The sequence below is a fragment of the Rhodococcus sp. P4_B6 genome (assembly GCF_056402215.1).
This window is the reverse complement of record NZ_JBFUHV010000093.1, coordinates 18,821-33,121: the sequence shown is the minus strand read 5'-3', so window position 1 is coordinate 33,121 and position 14,301 is coordinate 18,821. Positions and strand designations below refer to the sequence as shown.

The 14,301-nt window shown below is 64.5% G+C and carries 15 protein-coding genes; 3 read left to right on the top strand and 12 right to left on the bottom strand.

All coding sequences use genetic code 11. The features are described from left to right. Window positions 1-5 precede the first annotated feature (5 nt). The 8 genes from AC1DWT_RS32100 to AC1DWT_RS32065 all read right to left on the bottom strand — a co-directional run bounded on the left by AC1DWT_RS32100 (window position 6) and on the right by AC1DWT_RS32065 (window position 7,515). On the bottom strand, window positions 6-959 hold the full coding sequence (locus AC1DWT_RS32100; protein ID WP_477923757.1) for a cyclase family protein: 954 nt from the start codon (window positions 957-959) through the stop codon (window positions 6-8). A gap of 13 nt (window positions 960-972) precedes the next feature. Beyond that, window positions 973-1,899: an SDR family NAD(P)-dependent oxidoreductase gene (locus tag AC1DWT_RS32095; protein WP_477923755.1), complete on the bottom strand. Its 927-nt coding sequence runs from the start codon at window positions 1,897-1,899 to the stop codon at window positions 973-975. 26 nt (window positions 1,900-1,925) lie between these two features. After that, window positions 1,926-3,524, bottom strand: coding sequence for a flavin-containing monooxygenase (locus AC1DWT_RS32090; protein ID WP_477923753.1), 1,599 nt, complete (start codon window positions 3,522-3,524; stop codon window positions 1,926-1,928). A 28-nt stretch (window positions 3,525-3,552) separates the two neighbouring features. Then, a complete protein-coding gene (locus AC1DWT_RS32085; RefSeq protein WP_477923752.1) occupies window positions 3,553-4,509 on the bottom strand; it encodes a hypothetical protein in 957 nt (318 codons plus the stop codon). Window positions 4,510-4,692: 183 nt separating this feature from the next. Further along, window positions 4,693-5,721 (bottom strand): cytochrome P450, encoded by a 1,029-nt coding sequence (locus tag AC1DWT_RS32080; protein ID WP_477923751.1) that lies wholly within the window; start codon window positions 5,719-5,721, stop codon window positions 4,693-4,695. Between the two features lie 252 nt (window positions 5,722-5,973). Next, window positions 5,974-6,168, bottom strand: a complete 195-nt coding sequence (locus AC1DWT_RS32075; protein ID WP_061040526.1) for a ferredoxin — start codon at window positions 6,166-6,168, stop codon at window positions 5,974-5,976. Window positions 6,169-6,342: 174 nt separating this feature from the next. Further along, window positions 6,343-7,083, bottom strand: coding sequence for an SDR family NAD(P)-dependent oxidoreductase (locus AC1DWT_RS32070; RefSeq protein WP_477923749.1), 741 nt, complete (start codon window positions 7,081-7,083; stop codon window positions 6,343-6,345). Window positions 7,084-7,116: 33 nt separating this feature from the next. Then, window positions 7,117-7,515, bottom strand: coding sequence for a carboxymuconolactone decarboxylase family protein (locus AC1DWT_RS32065; RefSeq protein WP_095861994.1), 399 nt, complete (start codon window positions 7,513-7,515; stop codon window positions 7,117-7,119). Window positions 7,516-7,971: 456 nt separating this feature from the next. Here AC1DWT_RS32065 and AC1DWT_RS32060 point away from each other — a divergent pair, with 456 nt between their 5' ends. Then, window positions 7,972-8,397 carry a nuclear transport factor 2 family protein gene (locus AC1DWT_RS32060; protein ID WP_477923747.1) on the top strand — a complete coding sequence of 142 codons (426 nt, stop codon included), beginning with the start codon at window positions 7,972-7,974 and terminating at the stop codon, window positions 8,395-8,397. Between the two features lie 92 nt (window positions 8,398-8,489). Beyond that, window positions 8,490-9,299 carry a TetR/AcrR family transcriptional regulator gene (locus AC1DWT_RS32055; protein ID WP_095861992.1) on the top strand — a complete coding sequence of 270 codons (810 nt, stop codon included), beginning with the start codon at window positions 8,490-8,492 and terminating at the stop codon, window positions 9,297-9,299. A 151-nt stretch (window positions 9,300-9,450) separates the two neighbouring features. On the opposite strand, the gene dmpG is transcribed toward AC1DWT_RS32055, so the two are convergent. From dmpG to AC1DWT_RS32040, 3 genes are read right to left on the bottom strand one after another with little or no spacing between them, the layout of a single operon-like run. Further along, a complete protein-coding gene (gene dmpG / locus AC1DWT_RS32050) occupies window positions 9,451-10,473 on the bottom strand; it encodes a 4-hydroxy-2-oxovalerate aldolase (protein ID WP_095861991.1) in 1,023 nt (340 codons plus the stop codon). Beyond that, window positions 10,470-11,456 carry an acetaldehyde dehydrogenase (acetylating) gene (locus tag AC1DWT_RS32045; RefSeq protein ID WP_095861990.1) on the bottom strand — a complete coding sequence of 329 codons (987 nt, stop codon included), beginning with the start codon at window positions 11,454-11,456 and terminating at the stop codon, window positions 10,470-10,472. Before AC1DWT_RS32045 ends, dmpG begins: the two co-directional genes overlap by 4 nt. 2 nt (window positions 11,457-11,458) lie before the next feature. After that, a complete protein-coding gene (locus AC1DWT_RS32040; protein ID WP_095861989.1) occupies window positions 11,459-12,262 on the bottom strand; it encodes a 2-keto-4-pentenoate hydratase in 804 nt (267 codons plus the stop codon). A 113-nt stretch (window positions 12,263-12,375) separates the two neighbouring features. On the opposite strand from AC1DWT_RS32040, the gene AC1DWT_RS32035 reads away from it, so the two are divergent. Then, a complete protein-coding gene (locus AC1DWT_RS32035; protein ID WP_373560148.1) occupies window positions 12,376-13,104 on the top strand; it encodes an IclR family transcriptional regulator in 729 nt (242 codons plus the stop codon). 72 nt (window positions 13,105-13,176) lie between these two features. Here the strand turns inward: AC1DWT_RS32035 and AC1DWT_RS32030 are convergent, their stop codons facing one another. After that, entirely contained in the window at window positions 13,177-14,286 is a 1,110-nt protein-coding gene (locus tag AC1DWT_RS32030; protein WP_095861987.1) for an enoyl-CoA hydratase/isomerase family protein, read from the bottom strand. Between the last annotated feature and the right edge of the window lie 15 nt (window positions 14,287-14,301).

Here is a 14,301-nt window from a genome sequence, read left to right as displayed (position 1 = left end):
GTCTCCTACTTGAGCACGATCGGGGTGACGGGGGATCCGGCGGAGTTGGTGACCTTCAACCCCGGAGCGCAGAACAGGAACTCCCACACCCCATCGGCCTCACAGTCCGCCGCCAACTCCTCGAGGTTGAACATCTCCCCGAGCGTCAGACCCATATCCCGGATCACCACCTGATGGAACGGAATCGTCGCACCCGGAACCGGGCTCGGCCACACCTCACCCGAATGATTATCGATCGCCAACGCCGCCACCTCCCGGTCATAGAGCCACTGACAGGTATCGAGGCACGGACCCGGAGCATTACCCAGAAAATGCTCACGATCCCCCTCGAGGAACCACCGGTACGACCCGGTCCGCAACAACACCACGTCACCGGACTCCACCCGCACCCCCTGCCGCTCCTCCGCCGCCAGCAGATCCGCCTCGGTGATCTCATACGAGTCCGCGAGCCGATCCACCCCCTTGAGCCGGGCGATGTCGAGCAACACCCCCCGCGAGATCAACCGATCAACCGCCTTGTGAAACGAATTGCGGGACGCACCCACAAAATTGTTGACCGCACCCGCGGGCACACCGTTGTAGAACATCCCGCCATACCCCACATGCGCGAGCCCATCCCACTGCGTCGCCGACTGCAACCCGGTGATGATCATGTCATCCGCCGAGATCAACCCGTCCGCCGTCTTCGCCGTGTCCGACGGCAACAGCGTCATCACATGGATCGGATTGGTCCGCAACCCCCCACCCTTGAACGGGCCGTCCTTGTCGAACGGCATCCCCAGATCGAATGCCCTCCCGGTCCGCACCAGTTGAGCTGCCTGAATGCGCTTGGCGGGGGTGACGAAGTTCAGCGTGCCGATCTCGTCGCCCTCACCCCACCGCCCCCAGTTGCTGAGTTTGCGACCGAGTTCCTGGTGCGGCCACACCCTCTCACCGCCGCCATCGCTGCCATCGCTCATGGTGTCGTCCTCCTCATCGGTGTGCCATGTAGTGCGTCACGCAGTCCATGAGACTGTCGGGAATGTAGTAGTCGGAACGGTTCTCGATCTGCGGCAGGTTGTCGACGACATCGGCGATGGTGGCATGGTGCGGATCGGGGTGCAGGTACCCCTCCGTGGCACCGAGGAACAGGTGCGCGAACCGCCCGGCCCCCGCCAGATAGGTCTGCCCGCTGACCTCACACGCCTCGTGCGCCAGGTATCCCACCATCGGGGCCACCAGCGCCGGGTCCATGTCGGACTTCGGCTCGTCCCGCCCCTTCCGCACCTGGTCCATGCCGTCCGACGGGGCGCCGCCCATCCGCGTCATCGCATTCGGTGCGATCACATTGATCTTGATATCGTGCTCGCCCGCCGAGAGCGTCATGCTGTTCGCCATCCCGATCACCGCCGCCTTCGCCGTGGCGTACCCGAGGTTGTCCGGCAACCCGAACATCCCGATCGAGGTGGTGATGACGATCCGCCCGTAGTTCTGCTCGAGCATGTGCGGCCACGCCGCACGGGAGGTGTGGAACGCACCCATGACGTGGACGGCGAGGTGACTGTCGATGTTGTCCGCGTCCACGTCGGGCAGACCACCGAACCGGACGTTGCCCGCATTGTTGACGACGACATCGATCCGCCCGAAATGCTCCACCGCCGTCTCGATCACCCGCCGGCCACCGGCGACGGTCGAGATGTCGCTGACGTCGGCGACCGCGACTCCGCCGGCGTCGACGATCTCCTGCGCAACGATCTGCGCCGGAGTGGCGTCCGAACCCGCCCCTGCGATCGAGCCGCCGAGATCGTTCACCACCACCTTCGCACCCAACCCGCCGAGCAGATGGGCGTACGCCCGCCCGATCCCGCGACCGGCCCCGGTCACCACCGCGACCCGGCCGTCGAACCTGTATTTCTCCATTGCCATGCTCTCTGTTGATTGCCGATTCACGACAGGAAACGCGCGTACTTCGAGTCCAGGACCTCGCGCATCGCCTCCCGCAACTTCGGCCGGCCACCCGGGTTGAGCAGGAAACTGCGGGGCTTACCCGCAATGTTGGTGCCGTAGAAGTAGCTGGCCTCCCCGAACGAGGAATGCACGGCCAGTTCTTCGATCATCTGGTTCCACTTCTGCTCCAGATCCGCGGGCACCTCCATCACCGTGGACCCCTGCTCACGCATGAACTCGATCGCATCGGCGACGAAGTCCACCTGATCCTCGGCATAGCGGGGGTTGTTGCCCGCCGCGCCGTGCGGGCCACCCGGGAAGAAGAAGTTCGGGAACTGCCGGCACATCGTGCCGGCGAACGTGCGCGGGCCGCCGGCCCAGTGGTCCTCCAACGCCAGACCACCACGCCCACGAACACCCATCCTCGTCAGCGCACCGGTCCCGAAGTCGAACCCCGATGCCCACACGATGATGTCGAATTCCTCGAGCCCGTCCGCCGTTTCGATGCCGGTCTCGGTCACCCGCAGGATCGGGGTGGCCGTGATGTCGACCAGCGACACCTTCGGATTGTTGTACGCCTCGAAGTAGTCCGTCGTGAACGGTGGCCGCTTCGCCGCCCAACCATGATCACGCGGGATCAACTTCTCCGCGGTCGCCGGATCGGTGACGATGCCCCGGATCTTCTCCGCCATGAACCGGCACCAGTCCTCGTTGGCGGCGGAGTCGGTCATCGTGTCGGCGTAATTGCTGATCACCTTCGAGAAGCCGGGGCTGGTCCACATCTTCTCGTACCGCGCCCACCGCTGCTCCTCGGTGTCCTCGAACGCCTTCCGCGTGTCCCGCTGATGCAAAAAGCCGCTGTCGGACGCGTTCAGGATCTCCCGCATCTGCTCGAAATCCGCTTTGAGCTGCTCGTACTGCTCGGCCGAGATCGGCTCGTTCGCCAACGGAGTGCACCAGTTCGGTGTCCGCTGGTACACCGTCAACGACGCCACCTCGTCCGCGATCACCGGAATGATCTGCACACCACTCGAACCCGTCCCGATCACCGCGACCCGCTTACCGGTGAAGTCCACCGGCTCGTCCGGCCACAACCCGGTGTGATGCGACACCCCCCGGAAATCCTCCCGGCCCGGCACCGCCGGGAACGCCGGAACCGACAACACCCCCGTCGCAGCGACAACGAACCGCGCCCGCACCACGCTGCCATCGCTCGCGGACACCAACCAGGTGCCCGACTCCTCCTCGAACACCGCCGAGATCACCCGGGCACCGAACCGGATCAGCCGACGCAAATCCAACGCGTCGACCACATAATTGAAGTACCGCTCGTTCTCCGCCTGACCGGCGAACCGCTCGGTCCACTCCCAGCCGTCGAACAACTCCCGCGAAAACAAGTACCCGTAGGTGTAACTCTCCGAATCCAACCGCGCACCCGGATACCGATTCCAGAACCACACCCCACCGACCCCACCACCCGCCTCCAACGCCAGCGTCGAAAACCCCGCCTCACGAGCCCGATACAACTGATGGACACCGGTCACCCCGGCACCGACCACCAACACATCAACGGACGTAACAGCATCCACCGCACTCATCAACATTCCCTCTCATCGCATCCCGCAATCACCGCGCAACCCGCCGATCACCCGACATCACGACAGTCGTGAACCCCCACGGAATCCCCAGGCTCGAAGCCGGATCCGTGACGATGACCTCATCGGTGCGGACCCGCAGGTCCACACCCTGCTCCTTCAAATGCCGCTCCACCCGATCCAGATCCACGACCTTCCAGGTGATCGCATGATAGGTATCGTTCGGGGCCGCCCCGGCCCAGTCCGCATACGCCGCGGTCCCCGCATCCGGGACCGCGTACTCGAACACCGCATCCGCCAGCTGCACAAACGTGCTGCTCGCACCGAGCACCTCGTTGCGACCGCGGTGAATCACGGTGCCCCCCAATCCGTCCACCATCACCCGCAACGCCCGCTCCGGGCGATCGGTCAACACCGTGTGATGCGAACACCGCTCGATGCCCAGCGGATCATCATCGGACACCGCCGGCACCTCCCACCCCGGCACCAGCCGATGATCCAGGGGGAACGGAATCTGCGGCAAGAACTCGTACCGCAAACCCGCACTCTCCGGCACCGTGAAAAAGATCGGCATCGGCGACCCCGGCGCCGACGGCGGATCGTCGCCGTCGGCAACCTCCCCCCGCTGCCCCACCATGGCGATTCCGAGCTCCCTGAGCCGGCGATAGGCATCGGCGATGCCGTCGACATACCACCCGAACCCCTTCAGATGCGGCCGGTCGACACTCGCATACTGCTGAACACCATCGAGCACATACCGTTTCGGATCAATCGTGTCGAACAGCACATCACTGATCGGAGTGAACGTCGAGTAATCCGTCGGATACCCCTCACTCGCCGGAGCCTTTTTCGTCATCTCCGCAATCGGCCGGCTCGGTCGGCCGAAGACCCGCCCGAACCACGCCTCCGCCTCGCGGAGATCGGTCACGTGATGACTCGGATGATACAACCGCGTCAGATGAAACTGCTGTTGGTCGGTACCCGACATAGATGTCCTCCTCCACTTCGCTTCGGGCGTATGGCCGCCCGGTAGCATTTCGTAATCAAACGGGTGTGATCCCTTGCGACCGAGCCCGGTCAGCCGATCGCCACCGAGGTCTCAGGTCTCCTCATGTCCGTTGGTGATCCGAGATCTTCTCTGCACCACACGGACACAGGACGGAAGCAGGTGCTACCAGGCGACTGGCAGCTCGTAGATCCCGTAGGCCTGCGAATCCTCCTTGAATTTCAGCTCGGAGATGTCGGCGTCGAGCCGCAGCGTCGGGATACGACGGAAGAGCGTGCTGAAGACGACGTGCAGCTCGATGCGCGCCAGCTGCTGTCCGACGCACTGATGCGGGCCCCACCCGAAGGCGAGATGATGCGACGAGGTACGGGTCAGATCCAGCTTCCCGGGTTCGGGAAACGCCTCGGCGTCCCAGTTCGCCGCCGGAAGGGAGACGATCACGCCCTCGCCCGCCCGGATGGTCTCGCCGTCGAACTCGATGTCGTCGATTACCGCCCGACGCGCCAGCAGATGGGGAATGGTCAAGTACCGCAACAGTTCCTCGACGGCGTTGGTCACGAATTTCGAGTCGTCGGATCGCTCCCGCAGGACTGCAAGCTGCTCTTCATTCTGAAGCATTAGTGCGGTGCCCAGGGTAATCATGTTGGCGCTGGTGTCGTGACCGGCGACGAGCAGGATGAGCCCGAGGCGAGAGGCCTCGTCGAGCGTCAGCTCGGCGTCCTTCACGCGTGTCCCCAGGTCGGACAGGAGGTCCTCGGCGGGTTCGCCCATCTTTGCGTTGATCAGCTGCGATATGTAGCGGCGAAGTTCGGCGATCGTTTCGGCCGCTTCCTCCGGGGTCTTGTTCACTGAATTGGTGACGCCGGCATGCCTGTGGAAGAACTCGTGATCCTCATAAGGCACTCCGAGAAGCTCACAGATCATCAGTGACGGCAGCGGCAGCGACAGTGCCTCGTTCAGCTCTATCGGGTTGGGGCCGGCCAGCATCTGGTCGATGAGGTCGTCGGTGATCTGCTGAATCGCAGGCCTGAGCTTCTCCATCCGGCGACGGGTGAAGGAGCTCGTCAGCATCCGCCGCCAACGGCTATGCTCCTCTCCGTCGGTGTTGTTGATCGACGGTTGCATCTCGCCGGCGTGCGCCTTCATCGCGGGGGTAGTGTGCGGGTACCCCGGGCGCCAGATGTTCGCACTCACCCTCGGGTCCGTCAGTATCCGACGCTGCGCTGCGTGACTGGTGATCAGCCACGGTGTGCTGCCGTCCCACGACCTCACGCGACGAATGGATTTTTCGTCCTCGTGCAACTCGAGCAAGCCCGGGGGTGGCGCAAATGGGCATTCGCCCGACCTGGGCATCGGGTACTCCGGGATCTCCGCAGTCTCGACGGTCTCCGTCATGTTTGTCCCTTTTCTTTGCCGTCTTATCCGAATGGCGATTGCAGAACCGGGCTATTCCTCGATACTGATGGCGAGAGCCGGACACACCGCCGCTGCCTGCCGGACGTCGTCGGCCAATTCGGCTGGAGGAGAAGGGTTCAGGAGCACGACGATTCCGTCCTCGTCGCGCTGGTCGAATACGTCCGCCGCAGCGCTCACGCACTGTCCGGCAGCGACGCACTTCTCCTCGTCAATGACAACCTTCATGGTGCTCCTCGTGATTTTTCGGTGAAATGGGAGTGGGGGGTGGCGAGCGCAGCAATTCCCTCCGACACCGTTGCGATTCAAAACGTGACCGCGATCATATCTCGACCGGTCGGTCTAATCAATAGGAGATGCTTGTAGCCTCCGACTCGATCAGAATTTCAGCTGCCGATAACCTCAGACGAGGTAGCGACCACCGTTGACGCTGAGCGTCTGCCCGGTCACGTACGCAGCCTCCTCCGATACCAGGTAGGACACAGCGTGCGCGATATCCTCGGGCTTCCCGGGACGCTTCATCGGCATCTTCGCCGCCACCGCGTCCAGATCGAAACCCTCACGGAGCAGAGGCGTGTCCACGAAGCCCGGCGGGACGTTGTTCACCGTGATCCCCCGTCCAGCGAACTCGATGGCAAGCGCCTTGGTCAAGCCGATGACACCGCCCTTCGACGCCGCATAATGGCCGAGCGYCGGCGCGCCGGTCTGCGCGGACGACGACGAAATGTTCACGATCCGCCCCCACCCGGTCTCCAACATGTCGGGAACGAACTCCCGGGTGACAAGGAAGGGCCCCTTGAGGTTGATCCGCATCATGTGATCCCAGGACTCCTCGGTGAGGTCCGTGAAGGGCACGTAATTGGTGATACCGGCATTGTTGACAAGAATCGTGACCGCACCGAGCTCCTCCCGGGTGCGGGCCGCCGCCGCCGCCACCGCGGAGGCATCGGCCGCGTCACCGACGACGGCGATCGCCTTTCCGCCGCCCTCGCGAATAGCGCCGACCGTTTCCTCCGCGCCGTCCGCGTTGATATCCCACACCGCCACCGTCGCACCTCGACCTGCCAGCACCGTGGCGATGGCACGCCCCAGCCCCCGGCCACCGCCGGTCACGACCGCACTTCTTCCATCCAGCGTCATCATGGTTCCTCTCCGTTGATTGATCCGCCGCGCCTGCTATTCGCCGAGCGCCTCACGCGCAGCCTTCCGGGCAGCCATCGACCGAGGGAACCCGGCATAGCCGCCCGCGTGGTAGATGACCTCGGCAATTTCATCCCTGGTCAGACCGTTGTTCAACGCGATCCGCACATGACTCTCGAGCTCGTCGCTGGCGCCCAGGGCGATGAGAATGCCCAGCGTGACCAAGCTGCGGTCGCGTCGCCCAAGCCCTTCGCGGGCCCAGAGAGCCGACCAGACACTGATCAAGCCGATTTCGACAATGTCCTCGCCCAGACGTCCATCGCGCAGGTCGCCGTCTCCCATCGATGACGCCCCGGGCACGATCGAGCGCATCGTCTCGAGCCCCAAGGCACGCAAGTCGGTCGACTGGGTGCTCTCAGTGGTGCTCTCAGTCATTGCTCAAGTCTCCTGTCGCGCAGCGTTTCCGGTGCGGCATGTTCACGCGGGGCGCTTCCAGCTGATTGAGGGCCGCCTTGACGCTTGGCGACGCGTAGCCCGAATGACTCTTATACCGATCGGTCGAATTTACTATCGATTYGACCTTACGGGAGCGCGGTGGGTACTTGCAATGCCCGCGGTACGGCAAATTTGTTGAGGCACAGCTGAAGCGGAATGGTGAAACGGTCAGACGATTCAGCTGGAGCCCCATTGATTGTATCGACCAGTACATCTATGATTGCCGATGCCACGTTGTGCGCCTCGCGTGTCCGCTGCTGACGGATGATCGTGCTCGGTGAGCACCGCTCGGGGTCTCCCCGGCGGCCGACCGGGCCGGTGCGCGTGCCGACGTCCGGCGACATTCGCCCCGACTCCGCCACCTCCGGCGGCGGCCCGACGACACCCAGGAGCCCCATGACCCTCATAACTGCGCAGGGACCCGAAGGCCAGACCGAGGCCGAGGTCACCGAGGGGGTTCGTCGCGCAATCGCGGCGTACTGCCACGCGCTCGACGACGGCCGAGTCGACGATCTCGTCGCGCTCTTCACGTACGACGGCAGGTCCGCGTTGCCCGGCATGGACGCAGTCGAGGGACACGATGCGCTGCGGGATCTGTATCGAGCACTGGTGCCACAGGCTCCCCAACGTCATCTCGTCTTCAACACCGTCATCAGCAATCGGGAGGACGGGCGAATCGGCGCTGTCAGCGACCTCGTATTCCTGACGAAGAGCGAATCCGGCTGGACGATCACCCTGGTCGGCCGGTACGAGGACCTCCTCCGCCGCGAGGGGGAGTACTGGCGTTTCGAGCACCGCGCGCTCGCGTTCACCGCACCCTGACGGTCTGGGTGGCCGACTCCCTCCTGCGACACGCCGCCCGATGCACCGACGGGGTTCGCGATGCCGGTGGAGACCGCATAAGCTCATAAGCCATGCCAAGACCACCAGGGCACGGACCGGGTTACGAGATCAAGCGCCAGGACATCATCGACCAGGCCGCCGCGCTGTTCGCCAAGAACGGCTACGCCTCCACCGGCATCGCTGAGATCATCGAAGTAACCGGTCTGGCCAGGGGCGCCCTCTACTACTACATCGGATCCAAGGAGAACCTCCTCGTCGAGATCCAGAACCGGGTGATGGAGCCCCTGCTGGTCTCGGTACGCCGCATTGTCGCCCTCGACGAAGACCCCGTCCTGTGTCTCCGGATGCTGTCCCAGGCCCTCCTGGAAAACATCCTCGCCAGGCTCGACCACGTCTGGGTCTACGAACACGACTACCGCAACCTGCGGGGAGCCAACCTGTCACGGATGCTTCGGCAGCGCCGCGAATTCGAAGACCTCGTCGAGGAACTTCTGGTCGCCGCCATGGAAGCCGGATCCTTCCGCAAGATGGACCCTCATCTGGCTACACGACAGTTCCTCAACATGCACAACCACACGTATCAATGGGTAGAGCCCGGCGGCGATTGGGATGCGGAATTGCTCTCCCGGGAATACTGCGCCACCCTCTTCTTCGGATTCCGCAGCCCGGACTACCACAACGAGCACCTCGACGACCGCATCCGCGAATACAACGCCAAACGACAGACCGCCATCCCGCAACCGATCGCCACAAATGACGAGCCGGCAGGCGCAGGTGCTCCCGTCGAGCAGCGAGGAGAGCCCGGCACGCGGAGCAAGAAGCGCGGGCAAGCAGGTGCTCGAAGTTCGGGAGGTCGCACCCGACGCGCTGATCCGGCCTGACCTCAGCACCGAGGTCGGCAACCCAGCCTGCAGCACTCTGAGATCGAGCCGCCTACTTGGAGTCAGCGACGCACGTGTCTCCCCGATTCCAGAGCATCGGGGAGACAACGTAGTCCGCTGACCGGAGGAGATCGGCCCTGAGCGTTTCAGCTCAGTTCGATTGCAGTTCCCGCTGAGCGATCAGGTCCAGTGCGATGTCGATCAGCATGTCCTCCTGTCCACCGACGAGGCGGCGGCGACCTACCTCGACGAGCAGATCGCGGGTGTCTACCCCGTATTCGTTCGCGGCGTTCTCGGCGTGCCGCAGGAACGACGAGTAGACGCCGGCATATCCGAGTGTGAGGGTCTCCCGGTCGACTCGGACCGGCCGATCCTGCAGTGGGCGGACCAGGTCGTCCGCCGCGTCCTGGAGTTTGAACACGTCACAGCGGTGGTCCCACCCGGTGAGGTCCGCGACCGCGATGAAGGCCTCGATGGGGCAGTTGCCCGCTCCCGCACCCTGCCCCGCCAGCGACGCATCGACCCGATAGGCGCCTTCTTCGACGGCGACGACCGAGTTGGCGACCGACAGTGACAGGTTCTCGTGTGCGTGGATGCCCAGTTGGGTCGTCGGGTCGAGCACGTCACGGTATGCGCGGATGCGGTCGCGGACACCATTCATGGTCAGTCGCCCGCCGGAGTCGGTGACATACACGCAGTGCGCTCCGTAGGACTCCATGAGTTTGGCCTGTTCGGCCAGCTCTGCCGGTGGTGCCATGTGCGACATCATGAGGAAGCCGGACACGTCCATCCCGATGTCGCGGGCGGTTTCGATGTGCTGTTGCGCGACGTCGGCTTCGGTGCAGTGGGTGGCGATGCGAACCGAACGCACTCCGAGGGAGTAGGCAGTTCTCAGTGACTCCGCGGTGCCGATGCCAGGGACGAGCAGGGAGGTCAGTTTTGCATTCTTGATGGCCGCGGCCGCTGCCTCGATCCATTCCCAGTCGGTGTGGGAGCCCGGGCCGTAGTTGATCGATCCGCCGCCGAGGCCGTCACCGTGCGTAACTTCGATGGCATCGACACCGGCGTCGTCGAGTGCCGTGACGATGCGCGTTATGTCGGTGGGATCGATGCGGTGCCGGATGGCGTGCATACCGTCGCGGAGGGTGACGTCCTGGATGTAGAGATCGGTCATGCCCTGGCACTTTCTGTGTGGTTGGCGTTCAGCCGCTCGGCGATCCGTTCGCCGGTACGGAGCGCCGCGGAGGTCATGATGTCGAGGTTGCCCGCATAGGCCGGCAGGTAGTGCGCGGCGCCCTCGACCTCGAGGAAGACACCGACGCGGTGGCTTGCCCGGACCTCGCCGACGCCTTTGCCGAGCAGGGTGTGGATGGGTTCGCCGTCGGGGATTCGGGTGAATTGAACGGCTTGCTTGAGGCGGTAGCCGGGCACGTATTCGGCGACGGCGGCGACCATCTCCTCGATCGACGTGCGGATCTGGTCGAGTGCGGTTTCGTCGGGGTCGTCGATCAGGCAGAACACGGTATCCCGCATGATCAGGGGCGGCTCGGCCGGATTGAGGATGATGATCGCTTTACCTGTCCAGGCACCGCCCACAGCTTCGATCGCATTGGCGGTGGTCTCGGTGAACTCGTCGATGTTGGCGCGGGTACCGGGACCGGCGGACTTGCTCGAAACCGAGGCGATGATCTCCGCGTAGGGGACGTCGGTGACGCGGGAGACGGCGTACACGATCGGGATCGTCGCTTGACCACCGCAGGTCACCATGTTGACGTTGTCTTCGTCGATGGACACCTCGCCGTTGACGGGTGGCACGACGAACGGGCCGATCGCTGCGGGGGTGAGGTCGACGAGCTTCTTGCCGAACGGGGCGAGTTTGGCGGCGTTGGCGCGATGGGCGCCCGCCGAGGTGGCATCGAAGATGATGTCGATGTCGGCGAACCCGTCCATGTCGATCAGGCCGTCGACTCCCTCGGCGGTGATCGGCACTCCCAATCGGGCGGCGCGGGCAAGTCCGTCCGACGCCGGATCGATGCCCACCATCGCGGCCACCTCGAGTGATTCCGAAATCCGGATGACCTTGATCATCAGGTCGGTGCCGATGTTGCCGGAACCGATAATGGCGACCTTCGTCGTCCCTGAGCTTCCAGTTCTCATATCTACTCCTTGGAGAAGTTTGCGGTCACGGAGCCGAGACCGCTGACCGTCGCGGTGACGAGGTCACCGGGCTGGACTGCCGCCATCGGGCCGAGTGCCCCGGAGAGGATGACCTGGCCGGCGCGTAGCGGATCCCCGAAGGTGCTTGCTTGGCGTGCCAACCACACGACAGCATTGATCGGATCGTCGAGGCACGCGGCGCCGTTGCCCTCGGACACCTGCGTTCCGTTGACGGTCATGGTCATCTCGACGTTTACTGGTTCGATCTCGTCGAGTGTTTTGCGGGTCGCGCCGAGGACGTAGAGGGCGCTCGACCCGTTGTCGGCAACGGTGTCACCGAAGGTGATGTCCCAGTTTTGGATTCGGGAGTCGACGATCTCGATGGCGGCCGTCACGTAGTCGACCGCCGCGCGGATCTGCTGATCGTCCAGCGGTCCGGTGTCGAGGTCGCCCTTGAGGACGAAGGCGACCTCGGCTTCGACCTTCGGCTGCAGGAGCCGGCTCATCGGGATGGTGTGGCCGTCACCGTAGGCCATGTCGTCGAACAGGTAGCCGAGGTCGGGCTGATCCACACCGATCTGTGCCTGTACGGCGCGGGAGGTCAGGCCGACTTTCCGGCCGACGACCTTCGCGCCGGTGGCGAGCCTGGCCGCTGTTCCGCGGGCCTGCACAGCGTAGGCCGCGGCCATGTCGGTAGATCCGATCAGATCGCGGACGGGCTGACAGGGCACCCCTGTTGCGGCCGCCGCCAGCAGGCGGTCCGACGCCGCGTCGATCTCATACGAGCGAGTTTGCATGGTGCCCATGCTGGATGGTGCACAGATCTCGCGCCACCATTTAGTTCCTCTCAGTGGAACCAGCGCATAAAATGGTTTGTGTGTCCGTGGATTTGGATCCCTCATCGGTGCTCGGGAAGGTCATGGTGATCCTGCACGCCTTCGCACCGGAAGACCATGGAGTCGGTTTCGCGGAGTTGCAGCGGCGCACGGGCATGCCCAAGGCGACGCTGCACCGGACAGCCGGCGATCTGGTCGCCGCGGGGTTGCTGGACCGGGTGGACGGCGTCTTCCACCTGGGCTCACACCTGTTCGAATTGGGGATGCGCGCGTCCGTCGAGCGCACTCTCGTCGAAGTCGCGACACCGTTCATGGAGGATCTGTACGAGCGCACCCACGAGATCGTTCATCTCGGGGTCCGCAACGGCGCCGATGTGCTCTACCTCGCCAAAGTGGCCGGCCATCGAGGCCCACGGGCACCGTCTCGGGTGGGAGGACGGATGCCCGTGTACGCCACGGCATTGGGCAAAGCACTTCTCGCCCACGCACCCGAGGCCGAGCGAATCGAGGTGCTTTCGGCGCCGATGCCGCGGCGAACCCCGCGCACCATCACCACCCCTGATCGGTTGCGGCAGCAGCTCGACCGCGTGCTCGAGACCGGGGTCGCGTTCGAACACGAGGAAGCGACGGTCGGTGTGCTCTGCGTGGGCGCGCCGATTCTCGGACCAGACGGCCGACCGGTGGCCGCAATCAGCATCGCCGGCCAGGCCACCCGGTTTCGCCCCTCCGATCACGTCGCACCCGTTCTGGCCGCTGCCGCCGGCATCGCTACCACGCTGAAACGACGCGCCGAGATGTCAGAAGGACACTGACCGTATGCCGTTCGAGTAATTCCGGACCACCAGCAAATCCCGCCCCAGATGACCCGAACGTCCCGCTCCGGGCTAAGCCGATGGCGGCGGCAAGGTCGACAGGCCAGACACGCGATGTGCATCAGTGATCTCGTCGACGAGACCCCACGCGAGTGCAGTGTGGGCATCGAGAGGAGCCCCGGTCGAACTCATCCAGAACGCACGCCATCGACCGATTCGGCGCGGCACGCTCACCGTTCCCCCGGCTCCGGGGATCAACCCCATCGACACCTCCGGCAGCCGGAAAACAGCGTCCGGAGAAGCCACGATTCTGCCGGCGAATGCCGGAACCTCTATTCCGGCTCCAACGCAACTACCGTGCACCCGGACCTCGATCCGACCGGCTATCTGCGCCATCAGCCGTCCGGCGCCGGCGCGAGTGCGGATGAGATGGGCAGTCGCCAGATCAGGGGTGGTGCCGAACTCGTCGAGATCGCCACCCGCACAGAACGAAGGCCCGGATCCGGCAAGAATGATCTCGGAGATAGTCTCGTCCGCGATCGCCAGCATCAGCGCTTCGACCAGCCCGTCTCGGACCTCGGCGCCGTAGGCGTTGCGGCGCTCCGGCCGGTTGAGAGTGATCGACAACTGATCGTTCTCCCGCCAGAGCAATACGGGTTCCTGCGGAGATGGCGGCGGCAACGGACGGGGGCCTCGACGTTCGAGCCAGCGCCGAAATCCCGGGGTGCCGAGAAGGGTGGAATAAGCCAGCGATTCGACGTCGATTGCCTGCCGCACGGGAAGTCCCTCGGACAAACGCAGAACCTGACCGAGCAGCATCGCAGCGTGCACGTTTGCGGACACTACCTCGAACAGTTCGGCGATCGCAGCGTCTGGATCGATCGCTCCGACGAGCCGACGGTCGCTCGGCATGGCCTCACCGACGATCGTGGTGTCGAGAGCGGAGACGAGGCCTTCGACCACCTCCGGCAATGGTCCCGGCTGACGGCGCAACCCGACAAGCAGTCGGTCGGCACTCAGTGCTCGTTCGGTCGCACGGGCAGCGGTACCGGCATCGACTGCTGCGTCGAGATCCACAATTATCATCGGAGTGTCAACGGCCGCCTCTTCGGCGAGCAGCGCGGCATCGGCGGCACCGTCCGCGAGATCGCGAGGAGAGAATGAAGCCTGCGCAGTATCCATACGGAACAGCTTGCC